This window comes from Enterobacter sp. BIDMC92, assembly GCF_001030225.1.
Taxonomy (GTDB): Bacteria; Pseudomonadota; Gammaproteobacteria; order Enterobacterales; family Enterobacteriaceae; genus Enterobacter; species Enterobacter sichuanensis.
Genome location: NZ_KQ087598.1, coordinates 2,402,503 through 2,421,162, shown reverse-complemented (window position 1 = coordinate 2,421,162; position 18,660 = coordinate 2,402,503). Strand labels below are relative to the sequence as shown.

Annotated in this window: 17 protein-coding genes; 14 read left to right on the top strand and 3 right to left on the bottom strand. The window is 58.7% G+C overall.

Features of this window, described 5'->3' with window-relative positions:
* Positions 1-19 precede the first annotated feature (19 nt).
* From SP99_RS11340 to SP99_RS11330, 3 genes are read right to left on the bottom strand one after another with little or no spacing between them, the layout of a single operon-like run.
* A complete protein-coding gene (locus SP99_RS11340) occupies positions 20-1,552 on the bottom strand; it encodes an ABC transporter substrate-binding protein (RefSeq protein ID WP_047958648.1) in 1,533 nt (510 codons plus the stop codon).
* Positions 1,553-1,567: 15 nt separating this feature from the next.
* Positions 1,568-2,143, bottom strand: a complete 576-nt coding sequence (ddpX, locus tag SP99_RS11335; RefSeq protein WP_047958647.1) for a D-alanyl-D-alanine dipeptidase — start codon at positions 2,141-2,143, stop codon at positions 1,568-1,570.
* Positions 2,144-2,155: 12 nt separating this feature from the next.
* Entirely contained in the window at positions 2,156-3,010 is an 855-nt protein-coding gene (locus SP99_RS11330) for a MurR/RpiR family transcriptional regulator (protein ID WP_047958646.1), read from the bottom strand.
* A gap of 266 nt (positions 3,011-3,276) precedes the next feature.
* On the opposite strand from SP99_RS11330, the gene SP99_RS11325 reads away from it, so the two are divergent.
* The 14 genes from SP99_RS11325 to SP99_RS11265 all read left to right on the top strand — a co-directional run bounded on the left by SP99_RS11325 (position 3,277) and on the right by SP99_RS11265 (position 18,658).
* The gene (locus SP99_RS11325; RefSeq protein ID WP_047958645.1) at positions 3,277-4,758 is read left to right on the top strand and encodes an alpha/beta hydrolase; all 1,482 of its coding nucleotides are present in this window, start codon (positions 3,277-3,279) and stop codon (positions 4,756-4,758) included.
* A gap of 90 nt (positions 4,759-4,848) precedes the next feature.
* Positions 4,849-6,060, top strand: a complete 1,212-nt coding sequence (locus tag SP99_RS11320; protein ID WP_047958644.1) for a diguanylate phosphodiesterase — start codon at positions 4,849-4,851, stop codon at positions 6,058-6,060.
* 88 nt (positions 6,061-6,148) lie between these two features.
* On the top strand, positions 6,149-7,039 hold the full coding sequence (locus SP99_RS11315) for an aminoimidazole riboside kinase (protein WP_047958643.1): 891 nt from the start codon (positions 6,149-6,151) through the stop codon (positions 7,037-7,039).
* A gap of 173 nt (positions 7,040-7,212) precedes the next feature.
* Entirely contained in the window at positions 7,213-8,730 is a 1,518-nt protein-coding gene (locus SP99_RS11310) for a carbohydrate porin (protein ID WP_047958642.1), read from the top strand.
* Between the two features lie 67 nt (positions 8,731-8,797).
* On the top strand, positions 8,798-10,168 hold the full coding sequence (locus tag SP99_RS11305) for a sucrose-specific PTS transporter subunit IIBC (protein ID WP_047958641.1): 1,371 nt from the start codon (positions 8,798-8,800) through the stop codon (positions 10,166-10,168).
* Positions 10,168-11,574, top strand: coding sequence for a sucrose-6-phosphate hydrolase (locus SP99_RS11300; protein WP_047958640.1), 1,407 nt, complete (start codon positions 10,168-10,170; stop codon positions 11,572-11,574). The genes SP99_RS11305 and SP99_RS11300 overlap by 1 nt, the downstream gene beginning before the upstream one ends.
* Before the next feature lie 28 nt (positions 11,575-11,602).
* Positions 11,603-12,619: a LacI family DNA-binding transcriptional regulator gene (locus SP99_RS11295; RefSeq protein WP_047958639.1), complete on the top strand. Its 1,017-nt coding sequence runs from the start codon at positions 11,603-11,605 to the stop codon at positions 12,617-12,619.
* Positions 12,620-12,708: 89 nt separating this feature from the next.
* Complete coding sequence (locus tag SP99_RS11290) at positions 12,709-14,259, top strand: methyl-accepting chemotaxis protein (protein ID WP_045285759.1); 1,551 nt, start codon at positions 12,709-12,711, stop codon at positions 14,257-14,259.
* 179 nt (positions 14,260-14,438) lie between these two features.
* Complete coding sequence (locus SP99_RS11285; RefSeq protein ID WP_082137899.1) at positions 14,439-14,867, top strand: hypothetical protein; 429 nt, start codon at positions 14,439-14,441, stop codon at positions 14,865-14,867.
* On the top strand, positions 14,855-14,992 hold the full coding sequence (locus SP99_RS24620; RefSeq protein WP_156167796.1) for a hypothetical protein: 138 nt from the start codon (positions 14,855-14,857) through the stop codon (positions 14,990-14,992). Before SP99_RS11285 ends, SP99_RS24620 begins: the two co-directional genes overlap by 13 nt.
* A 148-nt stretch (positions 14,993-15,140) precedes the next feature.
* Positions 15,141-15,560, top strand: coding sequence for a hypothetical protein (locus SP99_RS11280; RefSeq protein ID WP_025756496.1), 420 nt, complete (start codon positions 15,141-15,143; stop codon positions 15,558-15,560).
* 5 nt (positions 15,561-15,565) lie between these two features.
* On the top strand, positions 15,566-16,126 hold the full coding sequence (locus SP99_RS11275) for an RNA polymerase sigma factor (protein WP_082137933.1): 561 nt from the start codon (positions 15,566-15,568) through the stop codon (positions 16,124-16,126).
* An 87-nt stretch (positions 16,127-16,213) separates the two neighbouring features.
* On the top strand, positions 16,214-16,585 hold the full coding sequence (locus SP99_RS11270; RefSeq protein ID WP_047958637.1) for a hypothetical protein: 372 nt from the start codon (positions 16,214-16,216) through the stop codon (positions 16,583-16,585).
* Between the two features lie 48 nt (positions 16,586-16,633).
* Positions 16,634-18,658 carry a protein-disulfide reductase DsbD family protein gene (locus SP99_RS11265; RefSeq protein ID WP_047958636.1) on the top strand — a complete coding sequence of 675 codons (2,025 nt, stop codon included), beginning with the start codon at positions 16,634-16,636 and terminating at the stop codon, positions 18,656-18,658.
* The last annotated feature ends 2 nt before the right edge of the window (positions 18,659-18,660 follow it).

Here is an 18,660-nt window from a genome sequence, read left to right as displayed (position 1 = left end):
CTTTCCCCCGGCGAAACGGTTACTTACTCATGGTGGCGATGTTGAATACCTGCTCGAGCATCGGATTAAAGGTGAAGCCTTTGACATCTTTGTTCATCGCCAGCTGGTAGTTCTTCTGGAACAGATAAACGTAGGCCGCCTCGTCAATCACCACCTTTTGCGCCTGCTGGTAATCTTTGGTGCGCTCCGCCTGGTCCGTGGTTTTCAGCGCGGCCTGCAGCAGCGAATCGACCTCTTTGTTCTCATAGAACGAACGGTTGCCCGGCAGCCCTTTTTTGTCTGATTCAAACCAGTAGTTCATGAACATGTACGGATCGGCAAAGTCCGGGCTCCAGTTACCGATGGCGATGTCGTAATCGCCTTTGCCGACGCGGTCGCGCATGGTGGCGTTGGCCAGTTTCTCCAGCTTGACGTTAATGCCGATCTTGCCAAGGCTGGCCTGCGAGGAAAGCGCGATAGGCTCCCAGTTCGGATCGTTGTCCGAGTAGAGGAAGGTCAGGCTGGCGGGCTTATCTTTCACCTTCTCCAGGGCCGCTTTGGCTTTGGCCTCGTCAAAACTGTACTGCATGGCCGTGGCGTCATAGCCCCACATGCCTTCCGGGATCGGGCCACGCATCTGCTTGCCATTGCCGCTCAGAATGCCTTTGACCATGCCCTGATAGTCCGTCGCCCAGGAGACGGCCCGGCGTAAATCCACCTGGTTGAGCGGGGCTTTGCTGTTGTTGAGGTAGAGATAGGTCACGCGCAGGGAGGGGTATTCTGCGACGGCCACTTTCCCTTCCTGCTTGAGAGCCGCGAGCTGATCGACCGGCAGAGAATCAGCAATGTCCAGGTCGCCGCGGGAAAGCTGCAGCCGACGGGAGGCACTTTCACCGATAATTTTCACCGACACGCGCTTAAAGTGCGGCTTTTCGCCCGGCCAGTGGGGATTCGGTACCAGGATCAACTGCTGGCCTTTCTGCCAGCTTTTCAGCATGAACGGCCCGGAGCCGGCAGTGTTTTGCGCCAGAAACCCGCGCGCGTCGTCCGCGGCATTGGCGTTCAGCACCGCCGGGTTAATGATGGAGGCCCCGTCATTCGCCAGGGTGTAGAGGAACGGGGCGAACGGCTGGCTGAGGGTGAATTTCACCGTGTGGTCATCAATGGCCTCCACTTTCAGGTCTTTCGGGAAGGCTTCAGACGGCCCCTGGCTGAGTTTCAGCAGGCGCTCAAAGGAGAGTTTGACCGCCTCGGCGGTGACCGGCGTGCCGTCGGAGAATTTGGCGTTATCCGCCAGGGTAAACGTCCACTCCTTCTGGTCGTCGGAGGCTTTCCAGCCCGTCGACAGATCGCCTTCCACCTCGGTCGAACCGGGTTTGTACTTGACCAGACGCTGGTAGGACGGATAGGTAACGGTCCAGTCGTTGTTATCAATGGTGATGGCAGGATCGAGCGTTTGCGGGTCGGCGGCTTTACCGATCGCCAGCATGTCTTTCGGGACGGTGGCCAGCGCCAGCGGGGCGCTCAGGGCCAGCGTAGCGGCAATGATGGTCGAGAGAAGCGATGTTTTCATGGCAGTGCTCCAGGTTTAAAGAGAGGTGTGCGTCTGGGGAAAACAGGCAAAACGGTCTTCAAGCAGCGGGTAGCTGGCGGCGTTCGGCAGTTCGAAGTGCCACCATTCGCTGGCAATCCCGACAAAACCGCCGCCGAACATGATGGCGTTCAACAGCAGACGGTTGCGCTGGGCGTGCGGCGGCACAGAGGGGTGATACGGATGCGAACGGTCGTGCATTTCGTCAAAACCGGCCCCCATATCCAGCACGACGTTATGTTCGTCCATCAGCGTGACGTCGATGGCCGTACCGCGGCTGTGATTGGAGCCTATCGCCACGTCGACGACATATTCCGGGTTCGGGCAGGCATCCCACAGCCGGGCCTGGGCCTGCTGCGGTCGATAGGCGTCGTAGACCACCAGCTTCAGCCCAGCCAGCGCGGCAATGCTGATGGCTTTTGCCAGCGCGGTGGCGGCGTCGGTATGCAGCAGGCACAGCGCCTCCTGATAAATCGGGCGGCTGGTGATGTTGTCGGCGGTGGCGTATTTCAGATCGATATGCAGCGTGGGGAAGGTCTTCGCCACATCAATCAGTTGACTCTCTTCGGGCATAGCTCCGCTCCTTTAGCGTTCGAATTGACCAAACTCTTGTTGTAATTGTCGGTTGAGCGCCAGGCGCGCCGGAAGCGCATCACCCAGCGTTTCCACCACGCCCGACAGCAGCAGGTTAAACAGGCAGCTCACCGGGGCAAGGGAATCCCAGAAATGACCGGTATCGGTTTTCACCTGCAGCAAGTCAATCGGGTAATCCCGCGCCCAGGGGCACCAGATGTCGGTAATTAAGGCCAGCGGAATGCCTTTCTCGCTCGCGACGCGGCAGTACTGGCGCGCCATTGTGGAGTAGGTGCGCGTATCGGTCAGCACGACGTAGGGATGCGCAAACCCCGAGTTCAGGGATTCAACCCAGCTCCCGGATGCGCCTTCGGAATAGCTCACCCGCGGACGAAGGTACTCGAGGTGGCTGAAAAAGGCGTTGGCGATCCCGCGCGTGGACTGGATCCCCAGCACAAACACCGCGTCGGCGTGAGCAAGGTTATGCACCACCTGGCGGAAGATTTCCGTTTGCGCCAGCTGGTACACATGAGTGATGGCGTCCACTTCCAGCGACAGGGCGTGCTGAAGGCGATTGGGCAGAGGGCGCTGCTGCTGCCAGGAGTCCAGCCGCTCGTTCATGCCCCAGGGCTGATACGGGTCGCGCAGGCTCTTTTTAGCATCTTCAAGATTGCGATACCCCAGCTTGCGCAGGAAGCGTCCGACGGTGATCCCGCTGGTTCCGCTCGCCAGACCGACGCTCTCCGCCGTTTCAAACGGGATCTGCGCGGCGTGCGCCAGCAGCCAGCTTGCAACCCGCTTTTCGCTGGGCGTTAGCTGGCTGAAGATCGCTTCGATACGATTCAACATCTCTGGTTTCGTCGTCATACCGCCTCGCTGTTAACTGGCTGTCAAAAGCCAGATTTCTGTTACCACGTTAACAATGCATGACGCGTGCCATGTTCACAGGGCGGGTAATACCCGCTGTGTGGTAAAATTCATGCAATATTTGTTTAACGAATGGTCAACATTTGTGCAGCGTAGTTCACTTTTGGTGCACTGTCTGACGCGGCAGGTATGAATTTGGTGAATACGTCAGCCTGTTCACACTTTTGATAAGATAGAGGCACTGTGAAGATAAAAGGGATCCCGGCATGGCGAATCTGCCCTGGCGTGTCAGCGTGCGCGTTATAGCGCTTGCAAAGAAAATGGCGATGGTTGTGGGGATCGTCGTGGTCGTCCTGCTGGCGGTGCGGGTGTATCTTTCGCAGCAGGGACCGGAACTGCACCTCTGGCACACCTGGCGGGCAGATGAAATGTCCGTGCGCGAGCTGGATAACGCCGATTTTGCCGGGTATCTCACCCGGGAAAAGGCGATTTTCGCCGATCTGGATAACGCGGTAACGGCGAAAACAGGGCGCGAGGAGCAAACGCCGCTAAACCGTTATTATCGCCAGAGCCTGGTGTGGCCCGGTCAGTTTTCACCCGATGCCAACCGCTCATTTGTGCTGATGCCAGCCGGAAAGCCCCGCGGCGCGGTAGTGCTGCTGCACGGGCTGACGGACTCGCCTTACAGCGTCAGGCATCTTGCCCTGAACTATCAGCAACACGGCTTCGTGGCCGTGGTTCCGCGCCTGCCCGGGCACGGCACCGCCCCCGGGGCGTTGACCGGCGTTGACTGGGAGATGTGGCTGGCGGCGACGCGCCTTGCCGTGCGGGAAGCCACGCGTCTGGCGGGAGAGCATGTGCCGTTGCATCTGGTGGGCTACTCCAACGGCGGAGCGCTGGCGATGAAATATGCCCTCGATGCGCTGGACGCGCCTGCGCTGCGAAAACCGCAGCAGGTGATACTGCTTTCGCCGATGATCGGCGTGACGGCCTTTGCGCGGTTCGCCGGTTTCGCCGGGCTCCCGGCGCTGCTGCCGGCATTTGCCAAAGCGGCGTGGCTGAATATCGCCCCGGAATATAACCCGTATAAATACAATTCTTTCCCGGTTAACGCCGCCCGCCAGTCGTGGCTGCTGACGAAAGCCCTGCAGGAGCAGATTGGCCGCGCGGCGCGGGAAAACAGGCTGGAGAATTTGCCGCCGGTGCTGGCGTTCCAGTCGGTGATGGATTCCACGGTCAGCACCCGCGCGGTGGTCACCGGTCTGTTTGACCAGCTTCCGGCAAACGGCAGCGAGCTGGTGGTGTTTGACATCAATCAGGCTGCCAGCTTCCGCCCGCTGTTCAAACCGTCGTCGTGGACGGCAACCTCGGCGCTGCTGCCGGTTGCACAGAGGCGTTACAGTGTCACGGTGATCACCAATGGGGACGAACACCGTTTCTCGGTGGTAGCGAAAACAACTCCGGCAGGCAGTACCCGCGAGACGGTCGTGCCGCTCGCCCAGTCCTGGCCGCAGGATGTTTATTCCCTGTCGCACGTTGCGGTGCCGTTCCCGCCGGATGACGATCTCTATGGCCGCGAGCCTGGCGTGAAAAACCGCTACGGCATCAGTCTGGGGACAATTGCGCTGTGGGGAGAGACATCCGTGCTGAGCGTCGGCAAGGAGGCGCTGATGCGGGTCACCTCGAACCCGTTTTATGACTATATGCTGGAGAGGATCAACAGCCGAATCGGGGACGGGGAGATGTAACGTTCCCTTGTGGCGTGAATATGTTAGGTCGCATTGATTAAGTATGTTAAATAGTAGCTTCAAGGCACCTTTCTCATTGGAACCTCTTTTGTGCTGACGACGCTAATCTACCGAAGCCAGTTAAATTTATCTCACCCGTCCACCGAACTGCGGGAGCTGGTGGAGCGCGCCAGGGGCCGCAACGCAAAGCTGAATATTACCGGTGTACTCCTGTCTAAAGGGAGCGATGTCCTGCAAATTCTCGAAGGTTCCGAAGAGAGCGTGGTCAGGCTGTTCCATACCATCCGTCAGGACCCGCGTCACAGCGGGGTGGTTGAACTGATGCGGGACTATGGCCCGCGCAGACGTTTTGAAAATGTCGGCATGCTGTTGTTCGATCTGCAAACCCAGTCGCCGAAAGAGGTGCTGCAGTCGGTTCTGCATTACAGCAAGCTGGACAGCTATCTTGTCTCCGACGATCGGGTGTTCAAATTCATTCAGACGTTTATCACCGGCAAACGTCCGTCACCGTCTGGGGCACGCTATCTTCCTGAAAAATGGACGCTGTCACCCGAAGTGCTACCCTTTGGCGAGAGTCTGGGGCTGATTGCCGGTCAGTCCTGTCAGTTTGCCCTCCAGCCCATTGTCGAGCCCTCGGAAGGGACGATCAGCTCCCTTGAAGCCCTGATCCGCGGCAATGACGGCGGCAGCCCGGAGCATTTCTTCAGCACCCTCGACCCGGACAAAATCTACGAAGTTGATCTCCAGACAAAAGCTTATGCCTTTGCGCTGGCGGAAAAACTGGGCATTGGCAGCCATAAAATTGCGGTCAACCTGCTGCCCATGTCGCTGGTGAATGTGCCTGGTGCCGTCGAGTTTCTGGTCAATCAGATCAAACAACACGGGTTGCAGCCGGAGCAGGTGGTTATTGAAGTCACTGAGAACGAGATGATCTCCGGCTTCAACCAGTTCAACAGCGCCATTAAGCAGCTTCGCGGTGAGGGGGTTGGCCTGGCGATCGATGATTTCGGTTCCGGCTATGCCGGTCTTTCTCTGCTAACCCGTTTTCAGCCGGATAAAATTAAAATCGACCGGGAAATTGTCAGCGATATCCACCTCAGCGGCGTGAAGCAGGCGATTGTGCGCTCCATTATCAGCTGTTGCTCCGACCTTGAAATTACCCTGGTGGCCGAAGGGATCGAGAAGATAGAGGAGTGGTGCTGGCTCGAATCTGCCGGGATCCGCCGATTCCAGGGCTTTCTGTTTGCCCGTCCGCAGCTGAATGGCGTCGGTGATATTCACTGGCCGCATCTGATGCGTTAAGCCAAATTTCCTTCCCGTTATTTCCCCTTTGCCTGGCCTGTGCTTAAATAGCTAAAACGGTTTAATAATGTTTAGCTTAGAGGGTCACATGAAAAAAATCTGGGTACTTGGCGATGCGGTAGTGGATCTGCTGCCGGATGGAGAAGGCCGGCTACTGCAATGTCCTGGCGGGGCACCGGCAAACGTTGCAGTCGGGATTGCCCGACTGGGCGGCCAGAGCGCCTTTATCGGCCGGGTTGGCGACGATCCTTTCGGGCGTTTTATGTATCAGACGCTGGCGAAGGAGCGGGTCGATGTGCAGCAGATGCGCCTTGACCCGGCACACCGCACCTCGACGGTGGTGGTCGATCTGGACGACCACGGCGAGCGTTCGTTTACCTTCATGGTGCGCCCGAGCGCCGATCTGTTTCTGGAACCCGCCGATCTGCCAGCGTTCAGCGCCGGGGAGTGGCTGCACGTCTGTTCCATCGCGCTCAGCGCAGAGCCGAGCCGTACTGCGACGTTTCAGGCAATGGCCGCCATCCGCGAGGCGGGCGGTTACGTCAGTTTCGACCCCAATATTCGCCCGGATCTCTGGCCGGATGAGAACGCCCTGCATGGCTGCCTGGAGCAAGCCCTGCAACGCGCCGACGTGGTAAAACTCTCGGTAGAAGAGCTGGCCTTTTTCACCGGCAGCGCGCAGGTTAACGCCGGTCTGGAAGTGCTGATGCAGCGCTGCACGGCGCGGCTGGTGCTGGTCACCCAGGGTAAAGCGGGCGTGACGGCCTGGCATGAAGGTACCGTAAAACACTATCCGGCCACGCCCGTTCAGTGCGTCGATACCACCGGCGCGGGGGACGCCTTCGTGGCGGGCCTGCTCTACGGCCTGGCCGACGGGCAGGACCTGACGCCGGTTATCGCCCTGGCCCAGCGCTGCGGCGCGTTAGCCACTACCGCCAAAGGGGCAATGACCGCATTGCCGTGGCAGCACGAGCTGTAATTCCTCCCTCCACTGGCCGCCAGTCGGCGGCCTGAATTGTCGCCTCGATCACACTTACTAAAACGGTTTAGCAAAAAAGATTGCCGATCCAAAATTCACAGGTTTAGTATCAGCAACCTAAACCGGTTTAGCAATTTAGCACGTTTAATGACTTCTTTTAGGGATGCGACAAAATGTATAAAAAACGCAGACTTGCCGTGATGATAGGCATGCTGGCCGGCAGTACCTCTGTTTTTGCCCAGACCGATATGTCCAGTATCGAAGCGCGCCTTGCCGCAATGGAGCAGCGCCTCCAGGACGCGGAAACGCGTGCCCAGGTGGCGGAGAAACGCGCCACGGCGGCAGAACAAAAAACACAGCAGCTGGTGGCTGCTCAGCAGCAGGCGCAAACGACAACCCAGGAGGTGGCGCAGCGCACCACCGCGCTGGAGAAGAAGGCGGATCAAAGCGGCGGATTTGAGTTTCACGGCTATGCCCGTTCAGGCCTGCTGATGAACGATGCCGCCTCCAGCAGCAAAAGCGGTCCTTACCTGACGCCAGCCGGCGAAACCGGCGGTGCAGTAGGGCGTCTGGGTAACGAAGCCGATACCTACGTTGAACTGAACCTGGAGCATAAACAAACCCTGGATAACGGGGCGACCACGCGCTTCAAAGCGATGCTGGCCGACGGTCAGCGAACCTATAACGACTGGTCTGCCGATACCAGCGATCTCAATATTCGTCAGGCCTTCGCGGAGCTGGGCAACCTGCCTGATTTTACCGGCGCGCTGAAAGGCAGTACCTTCTGGGCGGGTAAACGCTTTGACCGCGACAACTTTGACATCCACTGGCTGGATTCCGACGTGGTGTTCCTGGCCGGTACCGGTGGCGGCGTCTACGACGTGAAATGGAACGATTCGCTGCGCAGCAACTTCTCCATCTATGGCCGCAACTTCGGCAGCGTGGAGCAGACCGACAACAACGTTCAGAACTATATCCTCAGCATGAACCACTTCGCCGGCCCGTTCCAGCTGATGGTGAGCGGCCTGCGGGCGAAAGATAACGACGACCGCAAAGACACCAACGGCGATCTTATAAAGACGGACGCCGCCAATACCGGCGTGCATGCCCTGGTGGGATTACATAATGAGAGCTTCTATGGCCTGCGTGAAGGGACGGCCAAAACGGCGCTGCTGTATGGTCACGGGCTGGGTGCGGAGGTGAAAAGCATCGGCTCTGACGGGGCCCTGCTGTCTGAAGCGGATACCTGGCGCTTTGCAAGTTACGGTGTCACGCCGATCGGTGGCGGCTGGAGCATTGCGCCTGCCGTGCTGGCGCAAAGCAGTAAAGATCGCTACGTCAAAGGCGATAGCTATGAGTGGGTAACGCTCAACACCCGTCTGATTAAAGAGGTGACGCAGAATTTCGCGCTGGCATTTGAGGGCAGCTATCAGTACATGGATTTAGATCCACAAGGCTATAAGGACCGTAACGCCGTCAACGGCAGTTTCTACAAGCTGACCTTTGCACCGACACTAAAAGCGAGCAAGATCGGCGACTTCTTTAGCCGTCCTGAGCTGCGCCTGTTTGCCACCTGGATGGACTGGAGCAGCAAACTGGATAATTACGCCAGCGATGATGCCTTTGGCAGCAGCGGTTTCAACGCCGGCGGGGAATGGAACTTTGGGGTCCAGATGGAAACCTGGTTTTAACCCATCCCGCTCCCGCCTGGCGGGAGCGGTTTAAACATCATAAAAATGAAGTCAGGCAGAGGTATCTATGGATTTTGATAATATCGCCCGCGCGCTTATTCCGCTGCTCGGTGGCAAAGAGAACATCGCCAGCGCGGCGCACTGCGCTACGCGTCTTCGTCTGGTGCTGGTCGATGACGCGCTTGCCGATCAACAGGCTATCGGCAAGGTCGACGGCGTAAAAGGCTGTTTTCGTAATGCCGGGCAGATGCAGGTGATTTTTGGTACGGGCGTGGTTAACAAAGTGTACGCCGCGTTTATCCGGGCGGCGGGGATCAGCGAATCCAGTAAATCAGAAGCCGCGGATCTGGCGGCGCGCAAGCTTAACCCGTTCCAGCGCATTGCCCGTCTGCTCTCCAACATTTTTGTGCCGATCATTCCCGCGATTGTGGCGTCCGGTCTGCTGATGGGCCTGCTCGGCATGGTGAAAACCTACGGCTGGGTCAATGCGGATAACGCCATCTACATCATGCTGGACATGTGCAGCTCCGCGGCGTTTATCATTCTGCCTATTCTGATCGGCTTTACCGCCGCGAGGGAGTTTGGCGGTAACCCGTATCTCGGCGCAACGCTTGGCGGCATTCTGACCCACCCGGCGCTGACCAACGCCTGGGGCGTGGCGTCGGGTTTCCATACCATGAATTTCTTCGGTCTTGAGATCGCGATGATTGGCTATCAGGGCACGGTATTCCCGGTGCTGCTGGCCGTCTGGTTTATGAGCATCGTGGAGAAAAATCTGCGCCGCGCGATCCCGGATGCGTTAGACCTGATCCTGACGCCGTTCCTCACCGTGGTGATCTCAGGCTTTATCGCGTTGCTGATTATCGGTCCGGCAGGGCGCGCCCTGGGAGACGGCATCTCCTTTATTCTCAGCACCCTTATCGCCCACGCGGGCTGGCTTGCGGGACTGCTGTTTGGCGGACTTTACTCGGTGATTGTGATCACCGGTATTCACCATAGCTTCCACGCCATCGAAGCCGGGCTGCTGGGCAATCCATCGATTGGCGTTAACTTCCTGCTGCCTATCTGGGCCATGGCGAACGTGGCGCAGGGCGGCGCCTGTCTGGCGGTGTGGTTCAAAACCAAAGACGCCAAAATCAAAGCCATTACGTTGCCGTCGGCGTTTTCTGCAATGCTCGGCATCACCGAAGCGGCTATTTTTGGTATCAACCTGCGCTTCGTTAAACCGTTTATCGCCGCGCTGATTGGCGGCGCGGTGGGCGGTGCCTGGGTGGTGTCGGTGCATGTCTACATGACCGCCGTCGGGTTGACTGCCATTCCGGGTATGGCCATTGTGCAGGCCAGCTCGCTGCTGAACTATATTATCGGCATGGTGATTGCTTTCGGCGTGGCGTTTACCGTCTCACTGCTGCTGAAATATAAAACGGACTCTGAATAATGACGTTACCTTCCCGCTGGCCTGCGATCCTGCAGGCCGTTATGCAAGGTCAGCCGCGGGCGCTCGCGGACAGCCATTATCCGCAATGGCACCCCGCGCCGGTGACGGGGCTAATGAACGACCCGAACGGGTTTATCTGGTTTGCTGGCCGCTATCACCTGTTTTATCAGTGGAACCCGCTGGACTGCGAGCACCGCTTTAAGTGCTGGGGGCACTGGAGCTCTGCGGACCTGGTGCACTGGCGGCACGAGCCGCTGGCGCTCATGCCGGATGAAGAGTATGACCGCAACGGCTGCTATTCCGGTAGCGCCGTGGATAACGCGGGCGTATTGACCCTGTGTTACACCGGCAACGTCAAGTTTGACGACGGCAGCCGCACCGCCTGGCAGTGCCTGGCCGTGGAACAGCCGGACGGAACCTTCAGGAAGCTGGGACCGGTGCTGGCGCTGCCGGAAGGCTACACCGGCCACGTGCGCGACCCAAAGGTGTGGCAGCACGACGGGATGTGGTACATGGTGCTTGGCGCACAGGATGTGCAAAAGCGCGGCAAGGTGCTGCTGTTTAAGTCAGCTGATTTGCACGCCTGGCAATCCTGCGGGGAGATCGCCGGTCACGGCGTCAACGGCCTGTCGGACGCAGGGTATATGTGGGAGTGCCCGGACCTGTTTGCCCTCGACGGGACGCACGTCCTGATCTGCTGCCCGCAGGGGCTGGCGCGCGAGCCACATCGCTACCTCAACACCTATCCGGCTACCTGGATGAGCGGAGCGTTTGACTATCTCACTGCCCGGTTTGATCACGGTGAGCTGCACGAACTGGATGCGGGCTTTGAGTTCTACGCCCCGCAAACCACGCAGGCGGAAGACGGTCGCCGTATTCTGATCGGCTGGATGGGCGTACCGGACGGGGAAGAGATGCTGCAGCCCACGCGGGCGCACGGCTGGATGCATCAGATGACCTGTCCGCGAGAATTACAGTATCGCGACGGCAGGCTCTGGCAGACCCCGGTGCGTGAGCTGGAGGCGCTGCGCGAAGATGAACACAACTGGCAGGGGCGCGCCAGCGCCGCGCCCGTACTCGACGCGACGCGCATGGAGTTTGAGCTGAGCACTTCGCAGGTGATTGTCGATTTTGCCGGCGCGCTGCGCCTCAGCGTCGATGGGCAGGGCCTGCGTCTGGAACGCGCGAGCCTGGAAACCGGTGAAACGCTGACCCGCTACTGGCAGGGCGACGTCCGTCATTTACGCGTCCTGTGCGACCGCTCCAGCGTTGAAATTTTCATCAACCACGGCGAAGGGGTGATGAGCAGCCGCTATTTTCCTGTCCATCCTGCCCGGGTGCGATTCGAAGGTGCGTCCGACATCACATTACGCTACTGGTCGTTGCGCACCTGCATGATAGAATGAGGGTTTTGGCAGCCGGATCTAAGTCGTTGTGAGAAAAACAAAACGCGTCACCATCAAAGACATCGCGGAGCTGGCGGGGGTGTCCAAAGCCACCGCCAGCCTGGTCCTGAACGGTCGCAGCAAAGAGCTTCGCGTGGCGGAAGAGACGCGCGAGCGCGTGCTGGCGATTGCAAAAGAGCACCACTATCAGCCCAGCATTCACGCCCGTTCGCTGCGGGATAACCGCAGCCACACCATTGGTCTGGTGGTTCCGGAGATCACCAACTACGGTTTTGCCGTCTTTTCTCACGAGCTGGAAACGCTGTGCCGCGAGGCGGGCGTTCAACTGCTGATCTCCTGCAGCGATGAAAACCCGGGGCAGGAGACGGTGGTGGTGAACAACATGGTGGCGCGGCAGGTGGACGGGCTGATCGTGGCCTCCAGCATGCTTAACGACGCGGACTACCATAAGCTGAGCGAGCAGCTGCCGGTGGTCCTGTTTGACCGCCACATCAACGACAGCGCGCTGCCGCTGGTGATCACCGACTCTATTACCCCGACGACGGAACTGGTGGCGGATATAGCGCGCCAGCATCCTGATGAGTTCTACTTCCTCGGCGGCCAGCCCCGCTTATCCCCGACGCGCGACCGCCTGGAAGGGTTCAAACAAGGTCTGCGTGATAGCGGTGTGGAACTGCGTCCGGAGTGGATCATTCACGGCAACTATCACCCGAGCTCCGGTTACGAGATGTTTGCCGAACTCTGCGCCCGGCTGGGACGTCCGCCGAAAGCGTTGTTCGCTGCCGCCTGCGGGCTGCTGGAAGGGGTGTTGCGCTATATGGGCCAACATAACCTGTTGCAAAGCGATATCAGGTTAGCCAGTTTTGACGATCACTATCTCTATGATTCGCTGACGATCCCCGTGGATACCATTCGCCAGGATAACCGGCAGCTGGCGTGGCACTGCTTTGATTTGATTAGCAAATTGATTGAAGGCGAGACCCCGGAACCGTTGCAACGCAAGCTGGCTGCCACCCTGCAGCGACGCTATAAGTCAGCGAAATAGCCCGGTTCGATACTTCAATAACTTTAATTAATTTAAGTTTTGGAAGCGCCGATAACCATAAGGAATAATTCTCCTTGAGGTATTGGTTTATGTCGTTGAAAAAGTCGTCCCTGATTGTCCTGTTCTCGCTGCTTTTCTTCTTTGTCGTCAGCACCGTTACCAGCGTTGGCCTCATCATTAAAAGTAATAATTCCCTGGATAACGTCAACAAAGAGATCCAGGTGGTGCTGTCCATTATTGACCCCATTAACCACAGCCGTACGTTGCGCGTTCGGGTGATGGAGTATGTGAAGATGGTGGAAGCGGGCAACGCGGCGGACGGGGCAGCAAAGCTGACCTCCGTGAAAGAGGCGCTGACCAAAGCGGACCATGCGTTTGCGGCCTTTATGGCGTCGCCGCGCCTGAGCGATGAAGCGCCGCTGGTGAGTGCCTATCAGGATGCCTGGCAGAACTACCGCAACCAGGGGCTGGCGCCGCTGATTGATGCCGCCGCGGCACACGATGTCGCCAAGTTTGACGCGCTGATCCCGGAAGTGTCCCGCCTCGATCGCCAGTACGAGATCGTTCTCGACCAGGTCCTTTCCGTGCACCAGAAATATGCCAAAAGCCTGAATGAAGATGCGAGCAGTAACTTCGTCTCTGGCCTGGCGATCATTGCCGCAATCGCCAGTCTGTTTGTGGTGGTGATTATCGCCGTCAGCCTGCTGATGAAGCGCTTTGTCTTCGCCCCGGTCAACCTCGCGCGCGAGCACTGCAGCCAGATTGCGGCAGGTAAGCTGGACATTCCGGTGCCGGTGAAGGGGAGCGCACATAACGAAATCGATCATCTGATGAGCTCGATGGAGCAGATGCGTCAGGCACTGCTGTCAACCATCGCTCAGGTACGCGATGCGAGCCATACCGTGACGCACGCAGCCCAGGAGATTGCCTCCGGGAATATTGACCTGGCGTCACGCACCGAGCAGCAGGCTTCCGCATTAACCCAGACGGCGGCCAGCATGGAAGAGCTGAGTGCGACGGTGGCGAACAACACCGACAATGTGTTCCAGGCCGGTAAACTGGTGCAGGACGCGGTGAAAAATGCCCACACCGGTGAAGCGGTGACCCGCGAAGTCATCGACACGATGAATACCATCGCCGCTAACTCGAAGCGCATCGAAGACATCACCAGCGTGATTAACAGCATCGCCTTCCAGACCAACATCCTGGCGCTGAACGCGGCGGTTGAAGCAGCGCGCGCCGGTACCCAGGGCCGCGGCTTTGCGGTCGTGGCCAGCGAAGTGCGCACCCTGGCACAAAAAAGTGCGGTGGCCGCCAAGGACATTGAGAGCCTGATTGCCCAGTCGGTTTCCAGCGTGAAAAACGGTGCGGAGCTGGTGAGCCGTTCAGGTGCGGTGATTGACGCGATTATTTCATCGGTGAACAAAGTGAATACGCTGATGGAGCAGATCTCCGTCGCCTCGGAAGAGCAGAGTCGCGGGATCAGCCAGGTCGGGCAGGCGGTGACCGAGATGGACGGCGTGACCCAGCAGAACGCCGCGCTGGTGCAGCAGTCCGCCGCGGCAGCGGCTTCGCTGGAAGAGCAGGCGCAGCAGCTATCGCGGAGTATTTCGAGTTTTAGTTTGCCGGTGCAGGCTTGATTGTATTAGGGAGGCTCCGCAGGGAGCCTTTTTAATGCCTGGCGTAACGGGAAAGCCGTGCCAGACAAAGTTTCACGTTTTAAAGGCACTATATTTACAAGTCTTACCGTCTAGAGGTGTTGGTCAGGGAAGCTGACTGGACTATTATGCATTTTCAGTACATGCCGTCAGGGGAGATTATGATATATATCACAAGCGGTGACAGACACCTCAAATTAATGCCCTATGAAAGGCTGACTGAACCCGAGGTGCCTGCCTATAGCCGTATTATGGTATGGGTTGAATTCTCAATCCCTGTCTTAAAAACAGAGTTTGCTGCAGAGTTTTTTGTCGGTCAGTTAGAGCAATTCAGGAATGATGCACTTGCTTTCCATCAAGCCTTAACGACAGGTACAAAGTCTAAGGATATTAGTTTAACCTCGGCATTCGAGCAGGTTATGCTTAAGTTTCATCAGGCACATTTTGCCGGGGCTGTTGGAGTGAGTATGGTACTGAAGCCTGAAAACCATGCTGACAGTATTACCCTTGACGATTCCTTCGATATTGATGAAAGTTACTTTCCCGACCTGTTGTCTGGTCTGGACGACATCATTTCATGGCAAAACTGATGCTTGAATTACGCCACAAGACCAGCACTCAGAATGCCGATCTTTTTATGCCATTTACTCGCGCCTTTCTCCTTGTCTGTCAAGCGATGACTAGCGACTTCATTACGCAAAAAATGATGGCCTGAAGGTGACTCATAGCGCCCGCCAGATCTAACAGCTATGAGTCCAAATCCGACAGCACAAAAATTTTCATTCACCCCAGCAATATTTCCCTCCCTCATCCGTCTACCTCATCACAAGCCATAATCAGTTACGGTAAACGAGGTAAACACCATGAGAGATTTTGAAATGCACGGCAGAGGTCACGGGCGCGGATTTGGTCGCCACCGTATGGGCAAGGGCTTAGTCATTGGCGCAGTGATTTTCATCGTGCTCGGCCTGCTGGTGATGTCCCTGTGGAACGCCTTGCTTCCGGCGATCCTTGGCGTGAAGGCCATCGGATTCTGGCAGGCGCTGGGCATTCTGGTGCTGAGCCGCATTCTGTTCGGTGGACTGGGGTTCCGCCCGGGGATGTTTGGCGCGCACCGCCGCATGCACGAGCGCTGGATGAACATGACGCCCGAACAGCGTGAGGCGTTTATTCAGCAGCGTCGCGAAGGGTTTGGTCGCCACGGACGCGGTCACTGCGGCTGGCACGGGCATCGTGACGATAAGCGCGACGACGCCACGCCAAAAGCGCCGGAAGCAGAGTGAGCGAAATGAAAGCCGGGGAGGCGGGCGGATCCATGCTGATGTCGGCGCTCAATGCCTGCCGCGCCCGGCTGAGAGCCTTCATTCGCGGACGGACGTCCGTCCGTGATGATGCCGACGACATTCTGCAGGAAGTGACGTATCAGCTGATGAAAGTGGAACAGCCGGTCGAAAACGTCGCCGCCTGGCTGTTCCGCGCGGCGCGTAACGAGATGACCGACCGGGCGCGTAAAAAGCGCGAGGTCTCGCTCTCCGGCTATTTTACGGGCGATGACGACGAGGGTTTCCCTGAGGACGAGCTGGCCGAAACCCTGTTTGGCGTACCGCACACGCCGGAGGAGGAGTACCTCAAAACGCTGCTGTGGGAAGAGCTGGGGCAGGCACTGTCTGAACTGCCGCCGCCGCAGCGGGAGGTGTTTGAAAAGACCGAGCTCCACGGCTACAGCATTAAAATGCTGGCAGAGGAGACCGGCGCCAGCGAACAGGCGCTGTTATCCCGCAAGCATAAGGCGGTACTGTTTCTGCGCACCCGGCTGCGGGACGTCTATGACGCGCTAACGGGCGAATAGCGGCGACAGACAAAACCTTACACTTCCGGTACTTGTAGATTCATCACTATCGTTTATGATCGGGGCGTCTTGTTACTCTGGAATGTTATGCGCAACCGTCAGCTCCTCGGAAAATGGCTTTTGATTATCACCTGTCTGGCGATGGCGCTTTGCCTCGTGCAGCGTGCGGTGATGCTCAACCATTTTTTACAGGGACTGGATCCGCAAATTTCTCTGGTAGCTGACGCCCCGGCGCAAAACAGCGATACGGAACAGCCCGGCCCGTCGCCCTGTCAGCTGGGCGCGCACTCGCTGCTTTGCGCGCAGCCGCTGTTCTTCGACGGTGCGCTACCGGCCATTATTATCTTCTTCGCGCTGCTGCAGCTGGTTACGCAAGGGCGGGCGTTTGCGCCCGTCGAACAGCCCGTTCAGGCACCGCCTCCCCGAATACACCTGAAAAACTGCGTTTTCCGTGAGTGAAAATCATCGTCACCGCACGATAATTTTTCACTGTTCACGGAGTAAAACATGGTTAACCTCTTCAGGGGATTCGTCTTCCTGTGGCTGTCCTGCATCGGCATTGCCCATGCGGCGGACACCGGCTGGCTGGTTTCCCCCCAAAACGATCACGCCCGTATCCGCTTTCAGGCGGAGAGGGAACAAACGCACATTAAGGGCCTGCTCACCGTTGAGCTAAAACCCGGCTGGAAAACCTACTGGCGATCGCCGGGCGAGGGCGGCGTGGCGCCGAAAATCAGCTGGCCGGACGGCGTAACGGACAGCTGGTCCTGGCCGGTCCCGTCGCGCTTCGATATCTCCGGCATGACCACGCAGGGCTATCACGATAAGGTCACTATTCCGATTACGCTCGACGGGGTGAGGGGCGACACGCTCGACGGGACGCTCACGCTCTCTACCTGCAGCAACGTCTGTCTGCTGACGGACTACCCGCTGCACCTCAATTTTACCCAACCGGTGGATGAGGGCTTCCGCAGCGCCTTCGGGCAAGCGATGCGCGCCGTGCCGGGCACCTCCGGCGTTTCCGCCGATTTGTCGGCCTGGCTATCTGACGGCAATCTGGTGGTGACGGGGACGACGGACGGGAAATGGGATAATCCGGGGATCTACTTTGACCCGCTGGAGGGTGACATTCTGCCCGGCGAGCCGGTCATTAAACACGACGGCAATACTCTTCGGGTAACGGTCCCCGTCACCGATGAATGGGGCGATAAGCCCGCCTCGCTGAAGGGCAAAGCGCTGTCGTTTGTGCTGACCAATGGCGATCGCGCCCAGCAAACCACCATGACCGTTGGGACAACGCCCGAGGAGACTTCAGTGGCGGACGGGATCGGCAAAATGGTGCTGTTTGCGCTATTGGGCGGGCTGATCCTGAACCTGATGCCCTGTGTACTGCCGGTAATGGGCATGAAGCTCAACAGCATCCTGCACGCGGGCTCGGACGGCCGCACGATCAGGCTGCGCTTTCTCGCCACCAGCGCCGGGATCGTGACCTCCTTTATGCTGCTGGCCGCAATGGTCACCGCGCTGAAGCTGGCCGGCGCGTCGCTGGGATGGGGCATTCAGTTCCAGAACCCGTGGTTTATCGGCCTGATGGTCGCCGTCACCTTCCTGTTTGCGCTGAACCTGTTTGGGGCCTTTGAAATGCTGCTGCCTTCTGCCGCCGCCGGGCGGCTGGCAACGGCAGGAGGGACGGGGATTGGCGGCAGCTTCTGTGAAGGGGTGTTCGCCACGCTGCTGGCGACCCCATGCTCCGCGCCGTTTCTGGGTACCGCGGTCGCCTTTGCCCTTGGCGCGCCGCTGCACGCCCTGTGGCTCATCTTCCTGATGCTCGGCGTGGGCATGAGCCTGCCGTGGCTGTTTGTCGCCCTGGTGCCGAAAACGGCCTTGCTGCTGCCGAAACCCGGTCGCTGGATGAACACGCTGAAAGTCGTTCTCGGCCTGATGATGCTGGCCTCCAGCTTCTGGCTGGCGACGCTGCTGAGCCTGCATCTGGGCGACAGGGTCACTCAGGTGGTGTTGCTGATGCTGGTCGCCGTCACGCTGGCGCTGTTCGCAATGAAGCGGCAAACGGCCTCGCCGCTGTTCTGGCTCGTGGTCGTCGCGCTGTCGGCGTTCGGCGGGTATCAGGTGCGCGGGCTGCTTAACGCGCCGCCTGACGCGTCGGCGCAAAATACCGCGCAGGCCATACCGTGGCAGCCGCTCAGCGAAGAGGCCATCGCCCAGGCGCTGGCGCAGGGGAAACGGGTGTTCGTGGATATCTCCGCCGACTGGTGCGTGACCTGTAAGGTGAACGAGCATCGGGTGCTCAATCAGCCGGAGATCGTTGCCGCACTGCGCCAGCCGGACGTGGTGGCCCTGCGCGGAGACTGGAGCCAGCCGTCCGCGCTCATCGCGGCGTTTCTGGCGAAGCGAAACCGCTACGCCATCCCGTTTAACGCGGTGTATGGCCCCGGCCTGCCTGATGGCGAAATCCTCTCGCCGCTGCTGGACAAGCGCACCCTGGTCACCACCCTGAACAACGCAAAAGGCTAACT

What these genes read in the sequence shown, in the direction of transcription:
- SP99_RS11300 (WP_047958640.1), top strand. Translation starts at nt 10,168, where the DNA reads ATGACGTTACCTTCCCGCTGGCCTGCGATCCTGCAGGCCGTTATGCAA.
- SP99_RS11330 (WP_047958646.1), bottom strand. Translation starts at nt 3,010, where the DNA reads ATGACGACGAAACCAGAGATGTTGAATCGTATCGAAGCGATCTTCAGC.
- SP99_RS11270 (WP_047958637.1), top strand. Translation starts at nt 16,214, where the DNA reads ATGCGCAACCGTCAGCTCCTCGGAAAATGGCTTTTGATTATCACCTGT.
- SP99_RS11285 (WP_082137899.1), top strand. Translation starts at nt 14,439, where the DNA reads ATGATATATATCACAAGCGGTGACAGACACCTCAAATTAATGCCCTAT.
- SP99_RS11310 (WP_047958642.1), top strand. Translation starts at nt 7,213, where the DNA reads ATGTATAAAAAACGCAGACTTGCCGTGATGATAGGCATGCTGGCCGGC.
- SP99_RS11340 (WP_047958648.1), bottom strand. Translation starts at nt 1,552, where the DNA reads ATGAAAACATCGCTTCTCTCGACCATCATTGCCGCTACGCTGGCCCTG.
- SP99_RS11305 (WP_047958641.1), top strand. Translation starts at nt 8,798, where the DNA reads ATGGATTTTGATAATATCGCCCGCGCGCTTATTCCGCTGCTCGGTGGC.
- SP99_RS11280 (WP_025756496.1), top strand. Translation starts at nt 15,141, where the DNA reads ATGAGAGATTTTGAAATGCACGGCAGAGGTCACGGGCGCGGATTTGGT.
- SP99_RS11265 (WP_047958636.1), top strand. Translation starts at nt 16,634, where the DNA reads ATGGTTAACCTCTTCAGGGGATTCGTCTTCCTGTGGCTGTCCTGCATC.
- SP99_RS11315 (WP_047958643.1), top strand. Translation starts at nt 6,149, where the DNA reads ATGAAAAAAATCTGGGTACTTGGCGATGCGGTAGTGGATCTGCTGCCG.
- SP99_RS11275 (WP_082137933.1), top strand. Translation starts at nt 15,566, where the DNA reads ATGAAAGCCGGGGAGGCGGGCGGATCCATGCTGATGTCGGCGCTCAAT.
- SP99_RS24620 (WP_156167796.1), top strand. Translation starts at nt 14,855, where the DNA reads ATGGCAAAACTGATGCTTGAATTACGCCACAAGACCAGCACTCAGAAT.
- SP99_RS11290 (WP_045285759.1), top strand. Translation starts at nt 12,709, where the DNA reads ATGTCGTTGAAAAAGTCGTCCCTGATTGTCCTGTTCTCGCTGCTTTTC.
- SP99_RS11325 (WP_047958645.1), top strand. Translation starts at nt 3,277, where the DNA reads ATGGCGAATCTGCCCTGGCGTGTCAGCGTGCGCGTTATAGCGCTTGCA.
- ddpX (WP_047958647.1), bottom strand. Translation starts at nt 2,143, where the DNA reads ATGCCCGAAGAGAGTCAACTGATTGATGTGGCGAAGACCTTCCCCACG.